Below are 26,074 nucleotides of genomic sequence, written 5' to 3'. Positions count from 1 at the left end.
TGCCGCGAGCGCCGCCGTCCCGTATGGTGCGTCCATGACGACTCGCAACGCCTGGGGCCTCGGCCTGGCCACCGTGACCGACGACGGCAACACCCTCGACGTCTGGTATCCCAAGCCGATTTTGGGCGAAGCCCCGGAGGACGGCGACGCCGACCTGCTGGCCACGCTGAGCTCCATGGAGCGCCGCGACCCGGCCCGCGGCGTCCACACCACGGTGGTACGCACCTCGGCGGACCTCGACGACGCCCCTCAGACCGTCGCCGGCGCTTACCTGCGCCTGCACATGCTCTCCCACCGTTTGGTACGTCCCAACACGATCAACCTGGACGGCATCTTCTCCCGTCTACCCAACGTGGTGTGGACGTCGGCGGGCCCCTGCGCCGTCGCCGGCTTCGAGTCCACGCGCATCCGCCTGCAAGCCTCGCTGGGGCGCCCCGTCCAGGTGCTGTCCGTGGACAAGTTCCCGCGCATGACCGACTACGTGCTGCCCTCGGGGGTGCGCATTGGCGACGCCGCCAACGTGCGCCTGGGCGCCTACCTGTCGGAAGGCACCACGGTCATGCACTCCGCCTTCGTCAACTACAACGCCGGCACGCTCGGACGCTCCATGGTGGAGGGACGCATCGCCCAGGGGGTTGTTGTCGGTGACGGCTCCGATATTGGTGGTGGCGCCTCGACCATGGGCACGATCTCAGGCGCCAGCGGTCAGCGTGTGGCCCTGGGCGAGCGCTGTCTGCTCGGTGCCAACTCCGGCCTGGGGATTCCCCTCGGAAACGACTGCGTGGTGGAAGCGGGCCTGTACGTCACCGCCGGCACGCGGGTGTCGCTCATGCCGCAGGGCGGTGTGGTCCCCGGATCGCACGGCCTGTTCAAGGAGCCACGGGTAGTGTCCGCCAGCGAACTGGCCGGAGCCTCGAACGTGCTGTTCCGCCGTAACTCGCAGTCTGGCGCGGTCGAGGCGCTGTCCCGCGGCGGCAAGGGCATCGAGCTGCCCCCGGGGATGCGACCGATCACCAGCCCCCAGTAGCCCGCGGGCCCCGTCCGCCTCATGTGCGCTCCCGGGGTGTGTAGAGGTGCAGGACGCAACCCGGGCACGCAGGTCGCCGCTGCGGTCTATGGAACGCCACTTCGCCGCCTAGTACGCCAGTTAACCGTTGGGTACGCCACTTCACCGTCTACTGAAGGCCTCCGAGGCGTTCAGCAGACCCCGAAGGGGCGTAGTAGACGGTGAAGTGGCGTAGTAGACGCCGCAGGGTGCAGGGCGGGCGCCATGGTGGGCGCTGCCGTGGTTGTGTGCGGGTGCTCAGGCAAGGTTGGTGGTGGCACGGTACGGTCCGACACGCCCGGGCAAGGTCCCTCGACGCCCATTGGTGAGCGCCGGCCCTGCGGCGGGCTCGAAAAGTGTCCATCTGTCGCAACTTTTGCGGTCCACACCGACCAGTTTCTATTAGAAACTGCCTCTGACCTGGGCAAATGCACTGAAGGCCGTCGGCCTGCACCGCTCCACGGCTTAAAAGTTTCGACCGATGGACACTTTCGCTACCGTCCACCGCCCTTGAGACGGCTGGCATCCACTACCGCCCACAGAAGAAGCGCCACCCGCAGAAGAAGCGCCACCCGCAAAAGAAGCGCCGCCCGCGGGAGGAGCACCGCCCACAGATCAAGCACCGTCCGCAACCCGGGACATCTATGGCCGTCATGCAAGACGACCGCCGCACCTACCCCAATTTTTTGTGACACGCGTTACTATAGATGTGCGCCTGAACGCTGTCGTCGATGGGAGCCTTGATGTCCACATCCACCCGCTCCCCCGTCAGCACGACCACCTCCAGCGGCGCAAATGCCTCAGCAGGCCCTCCTCCTGCACCTGCCCCATCCGGTGACCTGCCAGCGCCGCGCCCGCAGCGCCGCGCCCGCCCGTCCTTCACCACGCTCAAGACGACCATGGCGATCACCGGCACCATCATGGGGCTGTTCGTGCTCGTCCACATGATCGGCAACCTCAAGGCCTTCCAGGGGCCAGATACCTACAACCACTACGCCGAGTGGCTACGGGAGATCGGCTACCCGCTCATCCCCCACGAGGGCGTGCTGTGGATTCTGCGGCTGGTGCTGGGAACCTGCCTCATCTTGCATGTGGCCTCCGGCTTCACCCTGTGGTCGCGGGGCAGACGCGCCCGCGGCCCCTTCCGCCGCAAGCGCATGCGGCCGCGCACCTTCGGCGCCCGCACCATGGTGCTCACCGGCTCCCTCATGCTCGTGTTCATCATCGTGCACCTGCTCGACCTGACCATTGGCCGCCTGGTGGCACCCGGAGGCTTCCTGGCCGCCACCCACTCCGACGGGCAGATGACGGCATACGCGTATGAGAACCTCGTCGCCAGCCTGTCGCGCCCGCCCATGGCGATCTTCTACAGCCTGGTCATGCTCACCATCGGCGTGCATCTGGCTCAGGGACTGTGGTCGGTGGTCAACGACCTGGGCGGCACCGGCGGGCGCCTGCGCCGCATCTGCCTGGTCATCGCCATCGCCGTCGCCTTGGCCATCGCCATTGGCAACGGCATGCTGCCCCTGCTGGTGCTGAGCGGAGTGATCTCATGAATGCCGGACCGCCGCCCCCGGTCGATGCCCTCTACGACGTCGGCCCCGACCTTGACCCGAATCTGCCCGACTGCCCGCCCGCAGAGGCCTGGACGCGCCGGCGCGACGAATACCGCCTGGTCAACCCCGCCAACCGACGGCGTCTGACCGTCATCGTCGTCGGCACCGGCCTGGCCGGCAGCGGCGCGGCCGCCACCCTGGGACGCCTGGGCTACCGGGTCGAGTGCTTCAGCCTGCACGACCTGCCCCGCCGGGCCCACTCCGTGGCCGCACAGGGCGGAATCAACGCCGCCCGCGCCCGCAAGGTCGACGGCGACTCCCTGAACCGCTTCGTCAAGGACTCCGTCAAGGGCGGCGACTACCGGGGCCGCGAGGCCGACGTGGTGCGCCTGGGGATGGAGTCGGTGCGGGTCATCGACCACATGTACGCCATCGGCGCCCCCTTCGCCCGCGAGTACGGCGGCCAGCTGGCCACCCGCTCCTTCGGCGGCGTGCAGGTCTCCCGCACCTACTACACGCGCGGCCAGACCGGCCAGCAGCTGGAGGTGGCCTGCGCCCAGGCGCTGCAGGAGCAGATCGACGCGGGCACCGTGCACATGCATGCACGCACCGAGATGCTCGACCTCATCGTCGCTGACTCCCGCGCCCAGGGCATCGTCACCCGTGACCTGCTCACCGGCCAGATCCGGGCCTGGACGGCGCACGCCGTCGTCCTGGCCACCGGCGGCTACGGCAGCGTCTACCACTACTCCACCCTGGCCATGGCCTCCAATGCCTCGGCGACCTGGCGCGCCCACCGCCGCGGCGCCGCCTTCGCCTCCGCCTGCATGGTGCAGTTCCACCCCACCGCCCTGCCGGTCAGCTCGCACTGGCAGTCCAAGACCACCCTCATGAGCGAGTCGCTGCGCAACGACGGGCGCATCTGGGTGCCCAAGCGGCCCGGGGACGACCGTCCCCCGAACGACATCCCCGAAGACGAGCGCGACTACTACCTGGAGCGCAAGTACCCGGCCTTCGGCAACCTCACCCCGCGCGACGTCGCCTCCCGCAACGCCCGCGAGCAGATCGAGTCCGGGCGCGGGGTGGGCCCGCTGCACAACTCCGTCTACCTCGACTTCCGCGACGCCCTGGCCCGGCTGGGCAAGCCGGTGATCGCCGCGCGCTACGGCAACCTGTTCGACATGTACCTGGACGCCACCGGGGAGGATCCCTACGAGGTGCCCATGCGCATCGCCCCGGGCGCCCACTTCACCATGGGCGGCCTGTGGGTGGACTTCGACCAGATGTCCACCATCCCGGGGCTGTTCGTGGGCGGGGAGGCCTCCAACAACTACCACGGCGCCAACCGGCTGGGGGCGAACTCGCTGCTGAGTGCCTCCGTGGACGGCTGGTTCACCCTGCCGCTGTCGGTGCCCAATTACCTCGCCGGGCTGGTGGGTACCGGCGTGCTCGACGATGACGCCCCCGAGGTCCGCTCCACCCTGGCCGACGCCCGCACCCGGGTGGAGTCGCTGCTGACGGTGGGCGGCACGCATCGGCCCGTGTGGTTCCACCGCCGTCTGGGGGAGATCCTCTACGCCCACTGCGGGGTCAGCCGCTCCGCGGCCGGGCTGCGCGAGGGCCTGGAGAAGGTGCGGGAGCTGCGGCGCGACTTCTGGGCGGACGTCAAGATCGTGGGCGGGCCGGAACGGCTCAACCAGGAGTTGGAGAAGGCGCTGCGTGTGGCCGACTTCCTGGAGCTGGCCGAGGTGATGATCTTGGATGCGCTGGACCGGCGTGAATCCGCCGGGGCGCACTTCCGGGAGGAGTACGCCACCGCCGAGGGCGAGGCCAAGCGGGACGACGACGCCTGGTGCACGGTCTCGGCCTGGCTCACCGATGCTTCTGGCCGCCACACGCGCCGCAGTGAGCCGCTGTCATTCTCGCTGGTACCGATGCAGGTGAGGGATTACCGATGAGGGTCGAGCTGGAGATTTGGCGGCAGGACGGGCCCCGCGCCCGGGGCCGCTTCGAGACGTACACCGTGGCCGACGCCGAGCCGGAGATGAGCCTGCTCGAGCTGCTCGACCGTCTCAACGATCAGATCATTGAGGAGGGCGGCGAGCCGGTCGTCTTCGAGTCCGACTGCCGCGAGGGCGTGTGCGGCATGTGCGGGTTCCTCGTCAACGGCAAGCCGCACGGTCCGCAGGACAACACCCCCGCCTGCCGCCAGCACCTGCGGGCCTTCCCGGGGGTGACGCGCTTCCGGTTGGAGCCGTGGCGTTCGGCGGCCTTCCCGGTCATCCGCGACCTGGTGGTCGACCGCAGCGCCCTGGACGAGCTCATCCGCGCCGGCGGCACGGTGGATGTGGCCGCGGGGACGGCCCCCGACGCCGACGCCGTGCCGCAGCCGTATCTGCAGGCCGAGCAGGCGCTCGACTTCGCCGCCTGCATCGGCTGTGGGGCGTGCGTGGCCGCCTGCCCCAATGGTGCGGCCATGCTGTTCGCCGGGGCCAAGCTGGCGCATCTGTCACTCATGCCGCAGGGCCGCCACGAGCGCTCGCGGCGGGCGCGCCGCATGGCCAAGGCGGTGGGCGAGCTGTTCGGCCCGTGCTCGCTGTACGGGGAGTGCGTGCCCACCTGCCCGGCCGGTATCCCGCTGACGGCCATCGCCGCCCTCAACCGTGAGGTGCTGCGCGCCGGCCTGCGCGGCCGCAGCCGCGACAACTAACCGCCCGCCGCACACAGCCCGCCGCTCTCGCCGCCCGCTGCGCCTTCACGCCCCCTTCACCGAAACCGGCACTAATAACGTACCGAGACCGGCATTAATGACGTACCCAAACCGTACCGAAACCGGCCCTCGCGGCGTCGCCGCTCACTCGGGCTTGTGGGCAACCAGGGCGATGCCGACCATGTCCTTGCCGTAGCGCTTGAAGGTACGGCGCATGAGCATCATGCGCTGACGCAGCTCCTTGTCCCGGATGACGTTGCGGACGATGCGCGCGAAGCCGCCCATGCCCTCATCACGCAGATTGCGGCCAAACTTCATCAGCGCCATCGGGGCGGTGCCCACCCAGTCGACCACCAATCCGGCGTCCTGGAGCAGTTGCTTCCAAGCGGCCGCCGTCATGGGGCGGGCGTTGACGTGAATGGCACGGGCCAGGTCCTTGCGCAACTCGGCGTAGTAGGCGTCGTCGATGTCGTCCGGCGTGACGCCGAGCTCGTGAATGGCATAGCGGCCTCCGGGACGCAGCACCCGGGCCGCTTCGGCAGCGATCGCCGCCTTGCCCTTGTCGCTCTGCATGGTGAGCATGGCTTCACCGATGACGACGTCGGCGGCCACGCGCCGGGCGGCGTCGGGGTCACGGTCGATGGCGGTGTAGGAGGCCGGCCCAGCTGCGATCACCTCGGCGGCGGTGCGCCCCAGCCCGGGGGCGAGTTCGACGACGTCGGCGCCGGCCAGGCGAGCGCGGCCCAGCATGGCGGTGGACAGGGCGGCACCGCCGGGGCGCAGAACGCGTTTGCCGGCACGGGCCAGCACCCAGTGCCCCGGGGCGGTGGCGACGGGTCGGTCGGCGTAGGGCAAGGGCGGGTCGGCAGAGCCGCCAGGGGTCTGGGCGGTCTCGGTGGGTTCGGAAGTCACGGTCGACTCGGACACAGGACGTTGGTCGCTCATGCCACGAAGTTTAGCCTCACCTCATGTGTCGGTCACGGGTCGACTACCAACCTCACATGGCCCCGCCAGCCGCCCGCACCGGCTACTTGACCTGCAGTACCAAATACCACGTGTAAGCAATACCGAGGATCAGCTGGACAGTCACGATCACCAACAGAACGAGGAACGACATAGCGTCCGACAGGGCCGCCTGTAACGCGAACAGCGCCGCCGAGTCAAAGCAAACGAATCCCAACAGCAGTACACCCGGACCACAGGCGTGCTGTATGGCGTACCAGTCCTTCTCGGAGCGATAGGCCCGCGGGATGCGCACACCGGCCCAGTAATTGGGCCGCAGCCGTCCGCGACGCATGCGGACACCGATCCAGGTGACCACGAGGCCAGCCACTGCGAAGACGACCACAATCAACAGATCGGTCTGCAAATCCGGCATGCGCGCCTCCTTGCTCAAGAACCTAGAGACCACCCAATGTGATTCAGGATACTATTCAACGCATGGCGCTGCCGATGCCTGGAGGGTGATTCATGGGGCGGGCGAGGGCGCGGCGCACGTGCGGCGGGCGATCGAAGGCGCGGCGGTTCGGCGCCGCGCGCGTGACGGTCGATCGGAGGCGGGTGGTTCGGTGGCCCTTGCGACGGTTCGGCATTTCGGCTGACGGTTCGGCACTTCACAGCAACGGTTCGGCACTTCGTTCGACGGTTCGGCACCCTGGCTGCCGAACCGTCCGCTGAACGTACGAATCGTTGACCGGAAAGTACGAACCGTCGCCTCAACTGCCGAACCGTCAGTGCTCGGCGTCCCGGGTCTGGCTGGTCAACCGGGTTCTGGACCAGCGAGCCGCCATGTCACTGCTCGGCGTCCGGGGTCCGGCCCCTACGCCCAGCACCCGCAGCCGCCGGCCCCGCTTCAGCCCACGGCGCCGCTGTCTGAAAACGGCACAAACGCCCGCACACCCGCACTGATCGCCGCGCAGAACGGCGTCATTCCAAGGATCTATCACATGCCGTCGGGCGGGGCAGACGCGTTTGTGCCGATTTCAGACAGTCTTACCCAGCACGAGGCCGAAGCACTCCGCTCGGGGGCGCATAGCCCGCGAATCAAGCCGCCCACCCTCACACGCGCGGGGCGCAGGGGGAGGCGGCGGCTTCATGACTATCCAGGCCGACCGTCCCGTCACACACGCGGGACGCGGTCCAGGGTCGGTTCGCCGATGCGCACGTCGGGGTACTCCCGCACGCGCTTGCGCCGGTGCATGGCCACGTAGTGGCGCTCCGCCTCACCGGTGTACACCTGGCGGGGGCGGCCGATGCGCTTGGCCGGGTCAGTCATCATCTCCCGGTACTGGGCGATCCAGCCGGGCAGGCGCCCGAGCGCGAACAGCGGGGTGAACATCTTGGTGGGGAAGCCCATGGCCTGGTAGATGAGCCCGGTGTAGAAGTCGACGTTCGGGTAGAGGTTGCGGGAGACGAAGTAGTCGTCGCTCAGCGCGGTCTCCTCCAGCTCCATCGCGATCTCCAGCTTGTGGTCCCCCTCCTTGGAGCCCAACCGGGCGAGCACCTCGTGGGCGGCATCCTTGACCAGAGCGGCGCGCGGGTCGTAGCTCTTGTAAACGCGGTGACCGAAGCCCATGAGCCGCACCCCGTCCTCCTTGTTCTTCACCTTACGGACGAACTCGGAGGTGGTCATGCCCTCGGACTGGATGGTGTCGAGCATGCGCAGCACGGCCTCGTTGGCGCCGCCGTGCAGCGGCCCGGACAGTGCGCCGACGCCGGCCGCGACGGAGGCGTACATGTTGGCATCGGAGGAGCCGACCAGCCGCACGGTGGAGGTGGAGCAGTTCTGCTCATGGTCGGCGTGGAGGATGAGCAGCATGTCCAGCGCCCGCACCACGGTGGGGTCGATGTCACTGGCCTGGTAGGGCATACCGAAGGTCATGTTGAGGAAGTCCTCGACGTAACCGCGCTTGGGGTCGGGATACAGCAGCGGCAGCCCGATGGCCCGGCGGGCGATGTAGCTGATCATCGTCGGCATCTTGCTCAGCAGCAGGACGGTGGCCAGCTCGATCTCGTAGGGGTCGTGCGGGTTGAGGGTGTCCTCGTAGTAGGTGGCCAGGCCCGCAATGCCCGCCTGAAGGATCGCCATGGGGTGACCGGAGGACGGGAAGGAAGTGAAGAAGCTGCGGAAGTCCTCGTGCAGCAGGCGGTGGCGGCCGATGCGCCGCTCGAAGCGTTCAAAGGTGTCCGGGTCGGGCAGTTCCCCGTTGATGAGCAGGTAGGCGACCTCCAGGAAGGTGGAGGACTTGGCCAGCTCCTCAATCGGGTAGCCCCGGTAGCGCAGAATGCCCGCGGCGCCGTCGATGTAGGTGATATTCGAGGTGCATGCGGCGGTGTTGGTGAAGCCGGGGTCGAGCGTGACCATCCCCGTGGTTCCCAGCAGTTTGTTGATGCTGAGCCCGTCCGAGCCGTCGGTGGCCAGGGCGCGGGGCAACTCCAGGCTCGTCTCCCCGATGGTGAGCATCCCGGGAGCGTCCTGGTCGTTGAGGTCAGTGGACGTTGCGGTCATGAATGTCTCCTTGCTGGCGACGGCGGGCCACCGGCGCGGCCCCCGGACCTGTCTGCCGGGAACCTTACCGGCCCGCGGGCATCGGCGTCGCCCCGGCTCATTCACCCGCGCGAGAACCGCCGTGCCGCCCGGGCATCTCACCCGCCGAAGAGGGCGGCGGCGCCCGGCTCGCGCAGGCGGCGGACGGCCGCGGCGACGCGCTCGTCAGTGTCGGTCAGGGACATGCGCACGTGCCCGGCGCCGGCCTCGCCGTAGAAGTCCCCGGGGGCGACGACGATGCCCAGCTCGGCGAAGGCGCCCACCAGGTCCCAGGCGCTCATCGACGCCGGCCCGCTCAGCCACAGGTACAGTCCCGCCACCGACGCGGGGTCACCCACCAGGCCGACGGCGGTGGTCGCCTCCAGCAGCGCCTCGCGCCGGGCACGATAGATGGCCTGCTGGGCCTCGACGTGCGCGGCGTCGGCGAGGGTGGCCGCCAGGGCCGCCTGGACGGGGGCGGGCGGGAGCATGCCGGTGTGGCGGCGCACCTCGGTGACGGCGCCGACCAGTGCGGGGTCGCCGGCGAGGAAGGCGGCGCGGTAGCCGGCGAGGTTGGACTGCTTGGACAGGGAGTACAGGGCGAGCAGCCCGCTCAGGTCCGGCTCGCCGTCGGGGCCGGTGCCGGTGACGCGGGCATCCAGCAGGCTGGGCACGCCGTCGGTGGCCCAGGGCTCTTCCCAGGCGAGTTCGGCGTAGCACTCGTCGGAGGCGACGACGACGCCGCGTTCGCGCGCCCAGGCGACGATGCGGGCAAGCTGACTGGCGTCGAGGACGTGCCCGTCGGGGTTGCCGGGGCTGTTGAGCCAAATGGCGACGAGCCGCCCGTCGGGCAGCTGCCAGGTGTCGGGGTCGGCGGCGGTGTCGACCGGGACGGGGGTGGCGCCGGCCAGGCGGGCACCGACGTCGTAGGTGGGGTAGGCGGCGCGAGGGTGGGCGATGAGGTCGCCGGGGCCGGCGCCGAGTTGCAGCGGCAGCTGGGCCACGGATTCCTTGGAGCCGATGGTCGGGATGACGCCGGCGTCGGGCAGCCCGGTCACGCCGCGGCGTCGCCGCATCCACTCGATGATGGCGGCGCGCACCTGCTTGGTGCCGTCGGCCGGCGGGTAGCCGGGGGCGTTGGCGGCCGCCGCGAGCGCTTCCCGGGCGACGGCCGGGCTGGGGTCAACCGGGGTGCCGATGGACAGGTCGACGACGCCGTCGGGGTGCGCCGCGGCGCGCGCCCGGTAGGGCCGCAGCGAGTGCCAGGGGAAGTCGGGCAGGGCGAGAGGGCGGGGCAGGGCGCAAGCCGAGTGGAAGGCGTTCACCGCCCCATTGTCGCAAACCCTCAGTAGCCGTTGGCGGCCTTCCACTCCTCGTTCTGGGGCTCCAGGGCGGCGATCATGGGGTCGTCATAGGGCTGCGGGCCGACGTTCTGGGCGCCACCCGGGGAGCCGAGGCCCTTGAGGGAGAAGAAGTCGATGTTGGCGCGGGTGTAGTCCTCCCACTCGTCGGGCACGTCGTCCTCGTAGAAGATCGCCTCGGTGGGGCACACCGGCTCGCAGGCGCCGCAGTCGACGCACTCGTCGGCGTTGATGTACAGGCTGCGTTCGCCCTCATAGATGCAGTCGACCGGGCATTCGTCCACACATGCACGGTCCTTGACGTCCACGCAGGGCTGGGCGATCACATAAGTCATTGACTGCTTCCTCTCCTCGTCGTGCGGGCGGTGCGGGCGGTGCCCGCGGCCAGGTACAGCTGACTCCCAGTATCGCCCCGCGGTGGGGCCACGCCCAACACCCGCGCAACGTGGCAGCAAGCACGCCGGATTCTCCCGGCCGAGCAAACGTCTTTGCGTGACGCAACGGGTGCGAATTGCGCTGCACCCTGATCGGCGAGCACGTGAACCAATCGCCCGACGCGTGGGGCGGCCGCCGATCACTCGTGCCAAGCCGGCAGGCTCAGCGGCACACGACGGGGTTGTCGGAGTCGTAGGCGGTGGTGAGTACATCGTCGGGCAGATGCTCGCCGTCGTGGACGCGGGTGCGGGTGACGGTGACGTCGAAGCCCTGAGTGCCGCCGCCGTAGGGCTCACAGCCCGGGCCGGAGGAGTAGACGGTGGCGTAGGCCCGGTAGTTGGTGTGCTCCCCCTCGGTGATGGTCACCTCGTAGTAGGGGGTCGACCACAGACGCACATGCACTTCCCCGTCACCGGCCCACGCCTGCACGAGCACCGCGTAGGGGGTGGAGTTGCGCCATTTGACGTCCTTGACGCCGGTCCAGATGGTGGCCTCCCGGCCCGCCGGGTAGCGGGTGAACCAGTAGGTGTGGGGCCAGTGCTCGACGTCGTCCATGCCGGCTTCGAATCCGGCGTTGAACACGGTGGTGCCCACCTGGGACAGGCCGCCGCCCATGGCGTCGGTGTGCTGTCCGTCGGTGACGACTCCGGCGTAGGTGTAGCCGTGCTCCAGGTCCACCGGCCCCAGGGCCGCCTCGGTGGAGAAGGTCTCCCCCGGCGCGACGAGGGTGCCGTTAATCATCTCGGTGCCGCGCTGCAGGTTCTGGTCGCGCCCGTACTGGGAGACGTAGGGCGTGGAGAACTCGCCGATGACCTCCGTAATCCCCCACTCCTCCTGCGGCGTGGTGGTCTGCGGCTTCAGCTCCGTGATGGGCGCGGTGACGGTGCGCGTTGCGGTGGTGTCGGTGCCGGCGGCCAGGACGGCGTCGGCCAGGGCGGCGCGGTCGATGCCGGTGCCGGTGGCGGCGGGGTGGTAGACGGGGGTGGCGTCGGCGGCCACTTCTGGGGTGCCGTCAATGGTCCAGGTGGCGTCGACCGCCGGGGTCTCGATCCCCTCGCCCAGGGCGGCGACGACGACGTCGTGCAGCGCGTCGGCGTCGAGCGTGGCGGTGAGCTGCCCGTCGGGGGCGGTGATGCTGGTCAGGGAGGCGAGCGTCGTCGGGGTGAGGACGGCGTCGTCGGCGGCGGTATTCGCCGCGCTGGTGCCGGTGGCGGTGACGGTGATGTCGGCGGACAGCAGCGGGGTCAGGACGGTGTCGATGAAGTCCTGGGCGTCCGCGTCGGTGACGGCGGGGGTGGCGGTGCCCGTGGCCAGGGCGATGGTGGTCTCCCCCAGCGGCCAGTGCGCGCTCAGCGCGGTCACGCTGGAGCCGACGTCGAGCCCGGTGCCGACTGAGCCGGGAGTGAGAACCGGGGTGGTGCCCTCCAGGGTGACGACGGCGTCGGCGGTGCCGCTGGCGAGGGTGTCCAGGCGGGCGTTGAGGGCGGCGGTGAGAGCGCGGGTGTCCACCCGGGTGACGGCGTCGACCGTGGTGCCGAGCAGCCGCCGGATGAGGGTGATGGGGTTGAGGGTGGGGCCGGTGAGGCGGTCGACGCTGGCAGCGGCGTCCACGCTCACGCCCGCCTGGGCGGGTACAAGCTGGTCGCTTGCGTCGTCGACCGTGAGCGTGACCGGCTGGTCGAGCGCCGCGCCGATGCCCTCCTCGACGGCGGTGATGGCCTCAGCGCGGGTCAGCCCGGAGACGTCGACGCCGGAGACGGCGGAGCCGGGCGCCAGGCTGCGGGTGGTGGCCCAGGCCAGGCCCGCCCAGGCGATGAGCAGGGCGGCACCCAGCGACACCAGCAGGGGGCGCAGGGCGGTCCTCATCTCAGGCTCCGGCACGACGGCGTCGGGCGGCGTCCTTGAAGCGCTCCTGGGAGTCGAGGATGACCTTGCGGATGCGTACGGCGTCCGGGGTGACCTCCACGCACTCGTCCTCGGAGGCGAACTCGAGCGCCTCCTCCAGGGTGAGGCGGCGCGGTGGGGTGAGGGCCTCGTAGACGTCGGCCGTCGAGGAGCGCATGTTGGTCTGCTGCTTCTCGCGCACGACGTTGACGTCCATGTCCTCATCGCGGGGGTTCTCGCCGACGACCTGCCCCTCATAGGTTTCCTGGCCGGGTTCGACGAAGAAGGTGCCGCGGTCGCCCAGTCGGGTGAGGGCGTAGGCAGTAACAGCCCCGGCGCGGTCGGAGACCAGGGAGCCGGTGGTGCGGGCGGTGATGGGGCCGGCCCAGGGCTCATACCCCTCGGCGATGGAGGAGGCGATGCCGGTGCCGCGGGTGTCGGTGAGGAACTGGGTGCGCCAGCCGATGAGTCCGCGGGCGGGCACGAGGAACTCCATGCGGATCCAGCCGGTGCCGTGGTTGGTCATGGTCTCCATGCGGCCCTTGCGGGCGGCCATGAGCTGGGTGACGGCGCCCAGGTGCTCCTCGGGCACGTCGATGGTCATGCGCTCGACCGGTTCGTGGCGCTTGCCGTCGATCATCTTGGTGACGACCTGCGGCTTGCCAACGGTGAGCTCGAAGCCCTCGCGGCGCATCTGCTCCACCAGGATGGCCAGCGCCAGCTCGCCGCGGCCCTGCACCTCCCAGGCGTCGGGGCGGGAGGTGGGCAGGACGCGCAGGGACACGTTGCCGACCAGCTCGCGGTCCAGGCGGTCCTTGACCTGGCGGGCGGTGACCTTGGCGCCCTTGGCGCGCCCGGCCATCGGGGAGGTGTTGATACCGATGGTCATGGAGATGGCGGGATCGTCCACCTTGATGAGCGGCAGGGGACGCGGGTCCTCGGGGTCCACCAGGGACTCACCGATGGTGATGTCCTCAATGCCGGCCACGGCCACGATATCGCCGGCGTGGGCCTCCTCGGCAGGCTTGCGCTCCAGCCCCTCGGTGACCAGCAGTTCGGAGACGCGGGCGGAGGTGATGGAGCCGTCGTGGCGGGCCCAGCCGACCGTCTGCCCCTTGCGCAGGGTGCCGGCGTGGATGCGCAGCAGCGCCAGGCGACCGAGGAACGGGGAGGCGTCAAGGTTGGTGACGTGGGCCTGCAGCGGGGCGTTCTCGTCGTAGGAGGGGCCGGGGATCCGCTCGATGATGGTGCGGAAGAGCGGCTCAAGGTTCTCGCTGGCGGGCAGTTCGCCATCGGCGGGCTGGACGGTGTCCGCCCGGCGGGCCTTGGCGGAGGCGTACACCACCGGCACGTCGAGGACGGCGTCGAGGTCGATGTCGGGGTGTTCGTCGGCCAGGTCGGAGGCGAGCGAGAGCAGCAGGTCGGTGGTTTCGGAGACGACCTCGTCCAGCCGGGAATCGGGGCGGTCCACCTTGTTGACCACGAGGATGACCGGCAGGCTCGCCGCCAGGGCCTTGCGCAGCACGAAGCGGGTCTGGGGCAGGGGCCCCTCGGAGGCGTCCACGAGCAGGACGACGCCGTCGACCATGGACAGGCCGCGTTCGACCTCTCCCCCGAAGTCGGCGTGGCCGGGGGTGTCGATGACGTTGATGGTGATGCCGGCGGGGAGCCCCGCGTCGACGGCGGCCGGCCCGGCGTAGTGGACAGCGGTGTTCTTGGCGAGGATGGTGATGCCCTTCTCGCGTTCAAGCTCACCGGAGTCCATGACGCGCTCACCCGTGTTCTCCTGGGTGGCGCGGTTGCCGAAGGCACCGGCCTCCCAGAGCATCGCGTCCACGAGGGTGGTCTTGCCGTGGTCGACGTGAGCGACGATGGCGACGTTGCGCAGATCCTGGCGCACGGTCATATGGGCTCTTTCCTCCCTGTGACGGGGCGCCCGCAGGCGCACAAACTCCGGAAGGGTACCGCTGCCGGAGCCGCCGGGCCATGACGGGCGCGACATGCGGCCTGTGCGGCCGCTCACGCCGCCGGTCCGGAACCCGCGCACGACTCGTCCATTGCCAGGAGCGATATTCGGTTTTCCGAGATTGCGCTCGCTCGCCGCCCCTAAGGGTCGGATAGGCTTGAGCAGCAGCACCATCCCGCTCCAGCAATGCGCACCAGGCGCGACCGCTTCACCCTTCCCCGGAGCTAAGCACCTCCTCGAGGATAGAGCCCTATGAGCACGAGACAGATTGTCAATCAGGCACTCGAGGCGCACAGATTCGAACTCGCATACTATGCAATGACACCCGAGGTGGCGCTAGAGATTGCCGATGAGTGGAAGTACGCGCCACCGTATGACTTTTACGATATGACGGCTGACCCAGAGGACTACGACGAGTTCGTGACCCCAGACAGGTGGCCCGATGTATTTCTGCAAGTTCGCCTTTTGGGCGAGCTGTTCGGCTACCTCACGGGTGACCTGCATGAGCGGGGCAGCGTGCTAGAGATCGGTTTGGGGATGCACCCTGATTTCGTAGGGCGTGGGCTCGGCCTCGACTTCATGAAGCACAACCTTGCATGGGTTACAGACAACCTAGAAGTCGGCTCAATACGCCTGTCTGTCGCCTCATTTAACGAACGTGCAATCACCGTATACCGCAGAAGCGGCTTCCGCGAGGTGCGCCACTATCAGCAACGCACGAACGGCAGTACTTTCGACTTCATGGAAATGAGATACGACCATCCTGGTGCGTAAGCGGTTTTAGACCCGCCCGGAGCAATGGCGAGTTATCACTGGCATCGCAGCTCCGCAACCACTTCGAGCGGTTTCGGCACGTCACAAGTGCCGGTTTCGACACGTCACAAGTGCCGGTTTCGGCATGTTATTAGTGCCGGTTTCGGTGAGGGAGCGGGTGGGGGTAGTTCACAGCAGGATGAGGGCGGCGGCGAGCAGGATGAGAACGGCGGCTGTGATGAACAGCGGGGCGCGATCCCAGCGGGCCGTGGGGCCGGATCCCTGGGCGCTCCCGTCCACGTCCCGGCCGGTCGGCGTCGGACCACCGTCGCTCGCGGCCACGGATTCAGCGGGCAGCTTGCCGAGCCGCTGGGCGCGCCGCCGCAGCCGACGGGTGAGCGCCAGATGCTCGGTACGGGCCGCCTGGTACAGCTCGATGAGGTGGGCGGCGTCGACGCCGTCCATATGAGTGCGGTAGGTGCGTCGCCTGGCGCTCGTAGAAGAGGCGGAGGGGTCCGTCACAGTAGCGGTCACGTAGGCCTCGTCAACGTGGACGGCACGGCGCTCATGCCGTATGGCGGTGAACAGCCCCCCGCGCTGGCAGGCAGTGACCGTGATACCCATGGTGGGGGTAACGGGCTCAGTCGACGTAGCGGCGGACTCGGTCTCCGCGGCCGCACCCGGGGCTGCGATTTCGGCACCGGTATCCGCCTCGGACTCGCCCGCCCCGGTTTCTGGCGCCGGCCCTACTTCCAGAACCAGTCCCCAGCGGGTGCGCGTGCCGCGCAGTGACTCCCATGGGATGCGGTGGCTGCGGAAGGCATTGCGCACCCCAATGGCGTCCTCGGCGATGACCGCCTGGGGACGCCACCACAGCAGCCAAACCGCCAGGACGACGACGGCGGCCACCGCCATCGCCTTCAGACCGTTGCCGTAGCCGTCGGCGAGCCAGATGACCATGACCGGGTAGAGGCAGGCGAGAGCAACCAGGACGGTTCCGATACGGCCGGCCAGTGAGCGCAGGATGATGGTGGGCACTGTCCCATCCTGCCTCATCCACCGAGTCTTCCCCGAGCCGCTGACGTTCAGCCTGTGCAAACAGCAATGTCCGCCCCGACCAGTTGGTCGGGGCGGACATCACCGCTGGCGCTTCAGGCCGGTAGTCAGGAGCCGAGAATCGGTCGGGACGGTTCGTAGTCTTCCCCCGCTAGTTCCGGGTTAGGGCTCCGGGGCTGCCCGCGCGTCACTCAGCCATGTAGCCGATGTCCTCCGCCCGTCCGGTGGACAGGCCGAAGGCACCGTAGTTGGCGAGGTTCTTCGGCACGGCGCGGTAGTCGACGCGCGAGTAGATCGGGGTGACAGTGGCCAACTCCCAAATCTTGGCGTCGGCCTGGTTGGCCAGGTCGATGCGCTTGTCGGGGTCGGCCTCGGTGGCGACCTGGCCGATGAGCTCCTGCAGCTCCGGGTCGGAGACACCGGTGTAGTTGGAGGCGGAGCCCTCGCCGTAGATCTGGCCGATGTTGTTCATGGGGTACTGGGTGCCCTGCCAGGCGAAGGCCGCGATTTCGAACTGGCCGTCACGCAAGCGACCGAAGAAGTCGTTGGGGTTGGTGTCATCCATGACAATCTCCACACCGATGTCCGCCATATTGGCCTGCAGGACGCGCCCTTCGGTGGCGGAGGTGGAGATGTCGGGCATGCGCAGGTACTTGATGGAGAGCTTCTGCCCGTCCTTTTCCCGGAACTCGGCGCCCTCGGCCAGGGTCCAACCGGCGGCCTCGAGGTCGGCGGCTGCGGCCTCGGGATCGTAGGCGTAGTCACCGGAGTTGTCCGCGTAGCCGTCGTTGTGGGGCATGAACAGGTGGTTGCCGAGCTGCAGCTGTGAGGCGGGCACCGGCAGGCCCTGCAAATCCGCCTCGGTCATGGTGAGCCGGTCCATGCCCTTGACCAGGGCCTGGCGCACGGCCTGGTCGGCGAGAATGCCGGAGGAGCCGTTCATGGTGAAGTGGCGCCACTGCAGGCCGTAGGCCTGACGGATCTCACCATCGGCCCGCTGGCCGCACTGCTCGTAGGTGGCCGCATCGATAATCGGGTAGACGTAGTCGATCTCGGAGTTGCCGAAGGCGGTGCCGAGCTGGGAGGAATCCATGACCCGCAGGGTGACCTTGTCCAACAGTGGGGCTTCACCCCACCAGTTCGGGTTGGGCTCCAGGGTGAGGACCTGCTTGGCGGAATCGGAATCCGTGACGATGTAGGGGCCGGTCCAGTAGTCCGTAACTGAGGCGTCGGTCCAGGAGGAGAAGGTCTCCGCGTCGGTGGTCAGCGCCGCGGGAACGAGAGCGGCATCAGAAAAGACGGCGGACCAGTCGGGGAAAACGCTGTCAAAAGTGGTGATCACCTCGAACTCGTCGGCACCGGCCTCAATGGACTCAATGTGGTCCCAGCCGTCGGTCGAAGCCACGACCGCAGTGAAGCCCTCATCGCTGCCATTGCAGGCTTTCCAGCATCCCTGATAGTCGGCCACCTGGATCGGCTCGCCGTTGTTCCACTTGGCCTTGGGGTTGAGGTGCATGGTGATGACGGTCTTGCCGTCTACCTCCTCCTCGCTGTAGTCGAGGCAGAAGGTGTCATTGACCTCGAAGGTGCCGTCCTCGTTGTACAGCCAGTTGTGTACACCAGTGAAGCCCTGGAGGGTAGTCGCGTTGTCACCGGTGATGCCGTCGATGTGCAGCGGGTTGTAGTTGGGGATCACGGCATCGATGGGGATGCGCAGCTCCCCGCCCTGCTGCAGGGCGGAGCGGTCCTGGGGGTTGATGTCCGCGGCGGCCAGTTTCACGGCCTCGGCGGAGGCGGAGGACGATGAGGAGGAAGACGATCCCCCGCCGCAGGCGGCGAGGGTCGCCAGGGCTGCCGCCGAGGCGGTGCCCGTCAGGAAGAGGCGACGGTTGATGCGCATGGTGGTACTCCGTTTCTGGATCGGCCGAGCAATTCGCTGAGCCTGGGTTGGCAAGCGGCACGCGTGGGGGCGTCCCGCAGCTGTGAAAACCATACGAGTGTTTTTGGAGGTCGGGTGGATATTCCCTCCCAAACTCCCGGCTTCGCATGTACTTGGCACGTTCAGAACACGTTGGCGTGCTCCGGATAGTGGCAAGCAGCCTCGTGATCCTCCCCCATCGGGGCGAAGGCCGGCAGCCGCGTCAGGCACGCCTCACGCTGCTCCTCGCTCAGCTCGTTCGCGAACTTGGGGCAGCGGGTGCGGAAGGGGCAGCCTGACGGAGGATTCGCCGGCGAGGGCAAGTCGCCCTCCAGGATGATGCGGCTGCGGGTGCGCTCCCTGGCCGGGTCCGGGATCGGGATGGCTGACAGCAGCGCCTGCGTGTAGGGGTGGGCCGGCGCGGAGAAGACCGTGTCGACGTCGCCGATCTCCACGATCCGTCCCAGGTACATGACCGCAACCCGATCGGCGATATGCCGCACCACGGACAGGTCGTGGGCCACGAACAGGTAGCTGAGCCCGAGGGTGGCGCGCAGCTCGTCGAGCAGGTTGATGACACCGGCCTGGATGGACACGTCCAGCGCAGAGACCGGCTCATCAAGCACCAGCAGGCTCGGCTCCAGGGCCAGGGCCCGAGCGATGCCGATGCGCTGACGCTGTCCGCCGGAGAAGTTCCGGGGATAGCGGTTGGCGTGACTCGGCTCCAGGCCGACCAGCTCCATGAGCTCGGCCACGCGGTCGGCGATCTCCCGCTTGGGGCGTTTGAAGGCGCGCAGCGGCTCGGCGATGAGGTCGAAGACCGGCAGGCGCGGATCAAGGGACGCCATGGGGTCCTGGAAGACGATCTGGACGTCCTGGCGCATCCGGCGGCGCTCGGGGCGGGAGAGCGTATCCGTCTGCTTACCGAGCACCACGATGGTGCCGTTCTGAGGCGCTTTGAGGTCCATAACCTCCAACAGGGTGGTGCTCTTGCCGCAGCCGGATTCACCCACGAGCGCCAGGGTCTCGCCCTTGCGCACGTCGAAGGAAACATCCGCCACCGCGTGAACGGTGCCCACGCGGCGCTTGAAGACGGCGCCCTTCATAAGCGGGAAATCCTTGACCAGGTTCGTGACCCGCAGGACCTCCTCGCGCTGCGCATGCGGCAGGTCCAGTGCCTCCGGCGTCTTGAGCTTGGGCACCGGGTAGATGTCCTGGTAGTTGAGGTTCTTCTCCTCAATCTCTTCGAAGCGGCGGCAGGCGGACAGCTGCGGTCCCGCGGCGACGTCGTTCACGGCGTCCATGCCGTCTTTGGAACGGACACGCGTAAGCGCGGGTTCGCCGTCGAGGCACGCCTCCTGCACCATGGGGCAGCGTGGGGCGAAGGGGCAGCCGGTGGGCTCGGCCAGCAGGGAGGGCGGGTTACCCTCCAGGGTGGCCAGGGCGGAGTCCTTCTTGGCGTCCAGGCGGGGCAGTGCCCCGAGCAGCCCGATCGTGTAGGGCATGCGGGAGCGATAAAACACGTCGTCGACGTCGCCGGACTCCACGATCCGGCCGGCGTACATGACGCTGACGCGGTCGGCCATGCCGGCCACGACACCTAGGTCGTGGGTGATCATGATGACGCCGGCGCCGGTCTCCTGCTTGGCGGTGCGCAGCACGTCGAGGATCTGCGCCTGGATGGTCACGTCCAGCGCGGTGGTCGGCTCGTCCGCAATGATGAGGTCGGGATTGTTGGCGATCGCGATGGCGATGACGGCGCGCTGACGCATGCCGCCGGAGAACTCGTGCGGGTAGGCGTTCACGCGCACGGTCGGGTTGGGGATACCCACCAGGTCCAGCAGCTCGATGGCGCGCTGGCCCGCGTCCTTATCAGACATGCCGCGGTTGTGGACCTTGAGGGCTTCCACGATCTGCCGCCCCACCGTGTACACGGGGGTCAGGGCGGAGAGCGGGTCCTGGAAGACCATGGAGACTTGCGTGCCCCGGATCTTGGACATGTAGGCGTCGGAGCGGCCCAGCAGTTCGGTGCCGTGCAGCTTCACGGAGCCGGAGACGGCTGCGGACTCATCCAGCAGTCCCATGACGGCGGTGGAGGTGACGGACTTGCCCGAGCCGGATTCGCCGACCAGAGCGAGCACCTCACCGCGGGCCAGTTCCAGGTTGACGCCGCGCACAGCGTGGACCACGCCGTCCTCGGAGGGGAAGGAGACACGCAGGTCGCTGACCTCAAGCAGCGGGGCCGCCGCAGACGGATCCGGCAGCGCGTCGGAGGTGAATGTGGGGTTCTGCTTGCGGGAGCGGCTCATGCCGTGCCTCCGGACTTGGACGAGGAATCGAGGGCGTCGCGCACGCCGTCGCCAATGAGGTTGACGCATACGAGCATGACCATGAGGACTACGGCCGGGGCAATGAAGGCCCACGGGTAGACGGCGACGTCACCCTGCGACTGCTGGATGAGCGTACCGAGCGAGGTGTTCGGCGGCTTCACGCCGAAGCCGAAGTAGGACAGGGTCGTCTCGCTCAGGACCGCGCTGGCGACGCCGAGCGTGGCGTCAATGATGATGTAGGAGGAGACATTGGGCAGGATGTGGCGGGCAATGATCCGCGGGGCGCTAACCCCCATGTACCGGGCCGCGGTCACATACTCCATGTTCCGCACGGACAGGGTCATGGAGCGGATGACGCGGGCGGTCAGCATCCAGCCGAAGGCTGCCAGCAGGATGATGAACAGCGGGATCGAGCCCTTGGACTGGCCACTGACCGACTGGCTCACGATGGCGATGATGAGGAAGGATGGCACCACCAGCAACAGGTCAACGACCCACAAGGCGACCCGGTCGAACCAGCCGCCGAAGTAGGCGGCAGCGCTGCCAACGATGGCGGCGACGCCGGTCTGAATCGCGGCCACGCTCAGACCAATGATGAGCGACTTGCGCAGGCCCTCGATGACCATGGCGAAGACATCGGAGCCGTCCTTCGTGGTGCCCAGCCAGTGATCGGCATTCGGCGGTACGTGGAAGGCCAAGAAGTCCGGCTCGGTGTAGTGGTACCGGGCAATGTGCGGGCCGATGATGGCCAGCAGCACAATGAGGCCGAAGCCCACGAGTCCGGCCACGGCGCTCTTATTGCGGAAGAAGCGGCGGCGCAGGATCTGGCCGCGGGTCAGTCGGGCCGCCTGGGCAGAGGAGTCGGCCAGCTCCGGCGCGTTGGCGGGGATGGCAGTCTCCAGTGAGGCGCCGGGCGCGGAGTCGGGGGCGATGACGGAGTCCGGACGGCCGGTTGCACCGGAATTGTCGGGGTTCTGCGGAGTATTGGCCATGTCAGCTCACCCTCACCCGGGGGTCGATAATCGCCACGAGGAAGTCGGACAGCAACGCACCGATGAGCGTCATCATCCCGGAGAAGGCGACGACGGCGACGGTACCGTTGATGTCGAAGGTGGAGATGGAGGTGACGGCGTACTCACCCATGCCGTGCCAGGTGAAGACCGTCTCGGTGATGGACGCACCGACGAACAAGTTGGCCAGGGCGAAAGCGAAATAGGTTCCCATAGGGATGAGCGAGGTGCGCAGCGCGTGGCGGGTAATCGCCTGGCGCTTGCGCAGCCCCTTGGCCCGGGCAGTGCGCACGTAGTCGGCGCCGAGCGTGTCGAGCATGAGGTTGCGCTGGTAGCGGGAATAGGTGGCGATGCCGCTCAGAGACATGGAAATGGTCGGCAGCAGCAGGTGCTGGGCGCGGCCGACAAGGCCAGATCCTTCGCCGACGAACTCGAAGACCTGCCCGCCCAGGGCCGCGTTGGCCTTAATAGCACCGAGCTTGAGGAACAGGGCGATGACCATGGCCGGGGTGGAGAAGACGATCAGCGAGAGCACCGTGATGATGCGGTCGGCCGCGGAGTACTGCTTGGTGGCCGTCCAGGCGCCCAGCGCCGTGCCGACTCCCATACCGATGAAGGAGCCGAGGAACACCAGCCGAACCGACACCCATATACGGCGGGAGACGATGGCGTTGACGGACTCACCCTTGGGGGTAACGCCCCAGTCCCACTCGGTGAGCACGCCGGTGGCCCAGATCTTGAAGCGATCCAAGACCGGATCGTTGGGGTTGATGTTGTAGGACGTGAGCGTGGCGTAAATGCCATCCCAGTTGAGCTTGGTGTTGCTCAAGTCATACAACCCCAACGGGTTGAGCTGCGTCGCGGCAAGGAAATACGCCAACACGGTCGCTATGACCAGCAGCAGCGCATAATTCGCGATCCTGCGCAGTAGGTACGGAAACATGCGGTCTTCTCTTTGGTGGGCCGCCGGAGGACGTACCCCGCGTGGGAGCCGGCTCCAGTGCAGCTACGGACGTGCCGCTCGGTTGAAGTCACCCGCAGGCGCCCCCAGGACCGGACGGACCGTCTCACGATACCCGCATTTCGAAACCCGCTTGGCACCCAGGACTTCGCAATCAGGTCGTCAAGTCCAACGATTACCAGCCTCAATCCGTTGAACACCAGCAACGGAAGTAATCTCGACCACATTCTCCTCGAGCTCGTTGCCGAATCCCGCTACACGCGGCGCCGCCCGCCCGAGGCGACTGAAAATGGCCACCCCGGGCGGGCGCTCGGCGTCGTCGGAACCCTCAGTTCGCTGCGCGGGCGTCCCGACGGCGGAAGAGGGCGGCCACGACCGCGCCGGAGAGGTTGTGCCAGATGGAGAAGACGGCGCCAGGCAGGGCCGCCTCCGGGCTGAAGTACTGGGCGGCAAGCCCCGCGGCCAGGCCCGAGTTCTGCATGCCCACCTCAATGGCGGTGGTGCGCGAGGCCTTCTCGTCGTGGCTGGTCACCCGGCCGATGCCGTAGCCGAGCAAGTAGCCCAGGCAGTTGTGCAGGGCGACGACGAGCAGCACCAGCGCCCCAGCGGAGGCGATCTTGTCCGCCGAGCCGGAGACAACGGCGATGACCACATAGCAGATGCCGAGCACGGAGATCCAGGGCATGGCCGGCAGCAGCGGCTTGACGAACCGCCCCAGCAGGGACCGGATCACCAGACCGCCGATGACCGGAATGAGGACGATCTTGACGATCGAGCCCGCCATAGCGCCGGCGTCGACGGGCATGTACTGGCCGGCAAGCCACTGGGTGAGCAGCGGCGTCATCACCGGGGCCAGCAGGGTGGAAATTGAGGTCATCGTCACCGACAGGGCCACGTCGCCGCGGGAGAGGTAGGAGATGACGTTGGAGGACGTGCCGCCGGGGGCGCAGCCCACCAGGATGACGCCGGCGGCCAGGGCCGGGTCGAGCTGGAAGATGCGCGTGAGCGTCCAGGCGATGATGGGCATGACCACGAACTGGGCGGCCACGCCCACCAGCACCGGCAAGGGTCGGCGCACGACCAGGGCGAAGTCGGGGACCGTGAGTGTCAGGCCCATGCCGAACATGATGATGCCCAGCGCATAGTTGGTGCCGGCGCTCAGCGGGCTGAGCGCCTCGGGAGCGAGCATCGCGGCGGCGAAGGCAGCCAGGATGAGCAGCGGGAAGACGGTGACGGCGATGTATGCCGAGCGGTCCTCGCTGCCTTGGCGGGGTGCGGGGGAAGTGGAGGATTCGACTGGGGAGGTCATGCGTCAGTCCTATCGGAACTGGTCAGGATGCGGACAGCGGATCTCAAGATCCGGGAGCGGGCCGCAGCCGGTGGGGGATGTGCGAACGCAACGCCTCAGCGCAGCGGCTTAGCGCAGGGCCCTCGGGTGGGCGATGAGGGCGGCAACCAAGGACTTGAGCAGGTCGCCGATGAGGAAGGGGGCCACGCCGAGCGCAAGCGCTCCACTCCAGGAGACGCCGGTGGCCGCCTTGAGCCAAATGACTCCGGGCACGTAGACGAGTGCGGAGGCGGCGAGCATGAGCCCTGCCCGCGCGACCAGTCGACGCACGCCCCCTGCCACGCCCGCACCGGGCCTCAAGGTGAGAGTCCCGGCCCGGCCCGCGAGCAGCGCCGCGAGGCCATAGCCAAGCACGTAGCCGAAGGAGGCGGTGATACCGGCGTTCCAGCCGGCAAGCACCGGGGCGCCCAGGGCTGCGGCGCCGGCGAACAGGGCCACGGCGGCCAGCCCGCGTCGGCTACCGAGCAGGGCGCCGACGCCGAGGGCCGCGAAGGTGCCGAGCGTGACCGGAACCGGAGTGAAGGGCAACGGCAGCGCGATCTGGCCGATCAGCGCAATGGCAGCAGCGCCGGCGAAGACGAGGCCCGCCTCGCGGGCGACGCGACGGATCGCGGGCGCGGCGGCCGGAGCGGCTTCCGTTCGGACAGCAGGGCGCATGTTTGTGCTCATGCCACCACGGTAGGGCGCAGCGCCACCGCGGCGCACCGCCGTTCCCCGCCCGTATTGACACCCCATGCTTGTGGGATTCCTCCAACTCCTCCCGAAACCGGCACTAATGACGCACCGAGACCGGCACTAATGACGCACCGAAACCGGCACTTATGACGCACCGAAACCGGCACTAATGACGAGTCCGCGCAGACCGACCCGCCGGCGCGTCCCCGGCCTCGGCCGCGGCCTCAGGAGACGGTGACGTCGCCGGAGGTCGTGCCCGTGGCGGAGCCGCCGTTGGCGGTGGTCACGGTGATGGAGGAGGTGGAGCCGGCGGTGATGGCGCCGTCGGAGCTCGTGGCGTCCAGGGTGAGCGCGAGGGTGCCGCCGTTGGACCCGGACTGTCCCCAGCGGTCCTCGTCGGCGGCGGCCAGGCCGCCGGAGGTCTCCAGGGCGCAGCCGGTCAGCGTCGCTTCGGCGGTGGTGTTGGTGACGTAGAGGATCGGCACGTCCTGGGTGCAGGTCAGGGAGACGTCGGTAAGTGCGAGGGTGGAGGTCTCGGTGGCGGCGTCGGAGTCGGCGGCGTCCCCGGACATGGACTGGTAGAGCATGACGCCGGCGGTTTCGGAGGCGGTGGTGAAGGTGGAGTCGGAGACGGTGGCGTGGTTCTTGCCCTCCACGACGATCGCCTGCGCCTGGCCGGCGGTGCCTGTGAGGCCGGACACGGTGATCTCCCCGGTGGAGTACAGGCACGGGGAGCCGTCGCCGGCGGTGGTGAAGGTGTTGGTGCCGTCGACCGTGACCGTGCCGGAGCCGCGGTCGGTGGCCACGGCGGCGCAGTGCGCGCCCTCGGTTTCGATGGTGAGGTTCGCCCCGGTGATGACGCCCGTGTAGGTGGCGTGCAGGCCGCGGGAGGACTCCCCCGTGGTGGCGATAGCGCTGGCGGTGACGTCCGCGGTGGCGGCCCCGGTGGCGACGACGGCGTTGGCGCCGGAGGCGTCGGTGGTCAGCGTGGTCTGGTCGATGCTGACCGAGCTGCCCTCCCCGACCGCCACGACGGCGGAGTTGAGTCCGTAGAAGCTGTAGGAGTCGTCCACGCCGTGCTCGCCGTCGCTGGAGGCGTCCCCGGACTTGGTGATGGCCGCGTTGGTCACGGTCAGGCTCCCGCCGTTGACGACCAGGAAGACGGCCTCGTCGGCGCTGGTGGATTCGAAGGTGCCGCCGTCGATGGTGGCGTCGATGCCGTCGACCACGTAGGCGCCGTTGAGGGTGATCTCCTTGTCGCCGATCGAGCCGGTCCAGGAGCCGGCGGACAGGGCGGTGTTGGAGGCGCTGGCCTCGTGGTACTCCGGGCCGGTGGCGGCGGATGCTGCCTGCGTCGTCGACGGTGCCGAATCCGTGGCTGCAGCGGTGGCGGAGGCGGAGGTGGCGGTGGTGGAGGTCGATGAGGAGCCGCAGGCGGCCAGCGCACCCATGGTGGCCAGGCCGAGCCCACCCAGGAGGACGGAGCGACGCCGCATGAGGGAGCGGTCAAGCCCACCGGGAGCGGGGGCGGGAGTAGCCG

At 68.6% G+C, this 26,074-nt stretch carries 20 protein-coding genes; 5 read left to right on the top strand and 15 right to left on the bottom strand.

The features are described from left to right. The first annotated feature begins 34 nt into the window (after positions 1-34). The 4 genes from dapD (at position 35) to RWX45_RS09230 (ending at position 5,311) form a co-directional block, all read left to right on the top strand. A complete protein-coding gene (dapD, locus tag RWX45_RS09245) occupies positions 35-1,027 on the top strand; it encodes a 2,3,4,5-tetrahydropyridine-2,6-dicarboxylate N-succinyltransferase (protein WP_316023441.1) in 993 nt (330 codons plus the stop codon). 761 nt (positions 1,028-1,788) lie between these two features. Further along, the gene (locus RWX45_RS09240) at positions 1,789-2,601 is read left to right on the top strand and encodes a succinate dehydrogenase cytochrome b subunit (RefSeq protein ID WP_316023440.1); all 813 of its coding nucleotides are present in this window, start codon (positions 1,789-1,791) and stop codon (positions 2,599-2,601) included. Continuing rightward, entirely contained in the window at positions 2,598-4,559 is a 1,962-nt protein-coding gene (locus tag RWX45_RS09235; protein WP_316023439.1) for a fumarate reductase/succinate dehydrogenase flavoprotein subunit, read from the top strand. The genes RWX45_RS09240 and RWX45_RS09235 overlap by 4 nt, the downstream gene beginning before the upstream one ends. Next, positions 4,556-5,311 carry a succinate dehydrogenase/fumarate reductase iron-sulfur subunit gene (locus RWX45_RS09230; protein WP_316023438.1) on the top strand — a complete coding sequence of 252 codons (756 nt, stop codon included), beginning with the start codon at positions 4,556-4,558 and terminating at the stop codon, positions 5,309-5,311. Before RWX45_RS09235 ends, RWX45_RS09230 begins: the two co-directional genes overlap by 4 nt. A 144-nt stretch (positions 5,312-5,455) precedes the next feature. On the opposite strand, the gene RWX45_RS09225 is transcribed toward RWX45_RS09230, so the two are convergent. The 7 genes from RWX45_RS09225 to typA form a co-directional block, all read right to left on the bottom strand. After that, on the bottom strand, positions 5,456-6,256 hold the full coding sequence (locus tag RWX45_RS09225) for an SAM-dependent methyltransferase (protein ID WP_316023437.1): 801 nt from the start codon (positions 6,254-6,256) through the stop codon (positions 5,456-5,458). An 82-nt stretch (positions 6,257-6,338) separates the two neighbouring features. Continuing rightward, positions 6,339-6,689, bottom strand: coding sequence for an SdpI family protein (locus RWX45_RS09220; RefSeq protein WP_316023436.1), 351 nt, complete (start codon positions 6,687-6,689; stop codon positions 6,339-6,341). Between the two features lie 741 nt (positions 6,690-7,430). After that, entirely contained in the window at positions 7,431-8,774 is a 1,344-nt protein-coding gene (locus RWX45_RS09215) for a citrate synthase (RefSeq protein WP_410050706.1), read from the bottom strand. A gap of 182 nt (positions 8,775-8,956) precedes the next feature. After that, a complete protein-coding gene (gene dapC, locus RWX45_RS09210; protein ID WP_316023434.1) occupies positions 8,957-10,162 on the bottom strand; it encodes a succinyldiaminopimelate transaminase in 1,206 nt (401 codons plus the stop codon). Positions 10,163-10,182: 20 nt separating this feature from the next. After that, positions 10,183-10,533 carry a ferredoxin gene (gene fdxA / locus RWX45_RS09205; RefSeq protein ID WP_316023433.1) on the bottom strand — a complete coding sequence of 117 codons (351 nt, stop codon included), beginning with the start codon at positions 10,531-10,533 and terminating at the stop codon, positions 10,183-10,185. Between the two features lie 262 nt (positions 10,534-10,795). Next, on the bottom strand, positions 10,796-12,499 hold the full coding sequence (locus RWX45_RS09200) for a VanW family protein (protein WP_316023432.1): 1,704 nt from the start codon (positions 12,497-12,499) through the stop codon (positions 10,796-10,798). Between the two features lies 1 nt (position 12,500). Next, positions 12,501-14,423, bottom strand: coding sequence for a translational GTPase TypA (gene typA, locus RWX45_RS09195; RefSeq protein WP_316023431.1), 1,923 nt, complete (start codon positions 14,421-14,423; stop codon positions 12,501-12,503). A 312-nt stretch (positions 14,424-14,735) separates the two neighbouring features. Here typA and RWX45_RS09190 point away from each other — a divergent pair, with 312 nt between their 5' ends. Continuing rightward, positions 14,736-15,257 (top strand): GNAT family protein, encoded by a 522-nt coding sequence (locus RWX45_RS09190; RefSeq protein ID WP_316023430.1) that lies wholly within the window; start codon positions 14,736-14,738, stop codon positions 15,255-15,257. Between the two features lie 168 nt (positions 15,258-15,425). On the opposite strand, the gene RWX45_RS09185 is transcribed toward RWX45_RS09190, so the two are convergent. The 8 genes from RWX45_RS09185 to RWX45_RS09150 all read right to left on the bottom strand — a co-directional run. Then, complete coding sequence (locus tag RWX45_RS09185) at positions 15,426-16,274, bottom strand: PH domain-containing protein (protein WP_316023429.1); 849 nt, start codon at positions 16,272-16,274, stop codon at positions 15,426-15,428. Between the two features lie 205 nt (positions 16,275-16,479). Then, complete coding sequence (locus tag RWX45_RS09180; protein WP_316023428.1) at positions 16,480-18,192, bottom strand: ABC transporter family substrate-binding protein; 1,713 nt, start codon at positions 18,190-18,192, stop codon at positions 16,480-16,482. 161 nt (positions 18,193-18,353) lie between these two features. Next, entirely contained in the window at positions 18,354-20,519 is a 2,166-nt protein-coding gene (locus RWX45_RS09175; protein WP_316023427.1) for an ABC transporter ATP-binding protein, read from the bottom strand. Continuing rightward, positions 20,516-21,532, bottom strand: a complete 1,017-nt coding sequence (locus tag RWX45_RS09170) for an ABC transporter permease (protein WP_316023426.1) — start codon at positions 21,530-21,532, stop codon at positions 20,516-20,518. The genes RWX45_RS09175 and RWX45_RS09170 overlap by 4 nt, the downstream gene beginning before the upstream one ends. Before the next feature lies 1 nt (position 21,533). Continuing rightward, positions 21,534-22,493, bottom strand: a complete 960-nt coding sequence (locus tag RWX45_RS09165) for an ABC transporter permease (protein WP_316023425.1) — start codon at positions 22,491-22,493, stop codon at positions 21,534-21,536. Between the two features lie 346 nt (positions 22,494-22,839). Then, positions 22,840-23,820 carry a bile acid:sodium symporter family protein gene (locus RWX45_RS09160; protein WP_316023424.1) on the bottom strand — a complete coding sequence of 327 codons (981 nt, stop codon included), beginning with the start codon at positions 23,818-23,820 and terminating at the stop codon, positions 22,840-22,842. 108 nt (positions 23,821-23,928) lie between these two features. Then, the gene (locus RWX45_RS09155) at positions 23,929-24,528 is read right to left on the bottom strand and encodes a biotin transporter BioY (protein WP_316023423.1); all 600 of its coding nucleotides are present in this window, start codon (positions 24,526-24,528) and stop codon (positions 23,929-23,931) included. A 230-nt stretch (positions 24,529-24,758) separates the two neighbouring features. Beyond that, on the bottom strand, positions 24,759-26,074 hold a 1,316-nt coding region (locus tag RWX45_RS09150; protein ID WP_316023422.1), incomplete at its 5' end, for a hypothetical protein.

Origin of the sequence: Actinomyces sp. MRS3W, assembly GCF_032465695.1 — a bacterium.
Lineage (GTDB): Bacteria > Actinomycetota > Actinomycetes > Actinomycetales > Actinomycetaceae > Actinomyces.
Note: the sequence above shows the minus strand (reverse complement) of the source record. Positions and strands in the feature narration are given on the sequence as shown.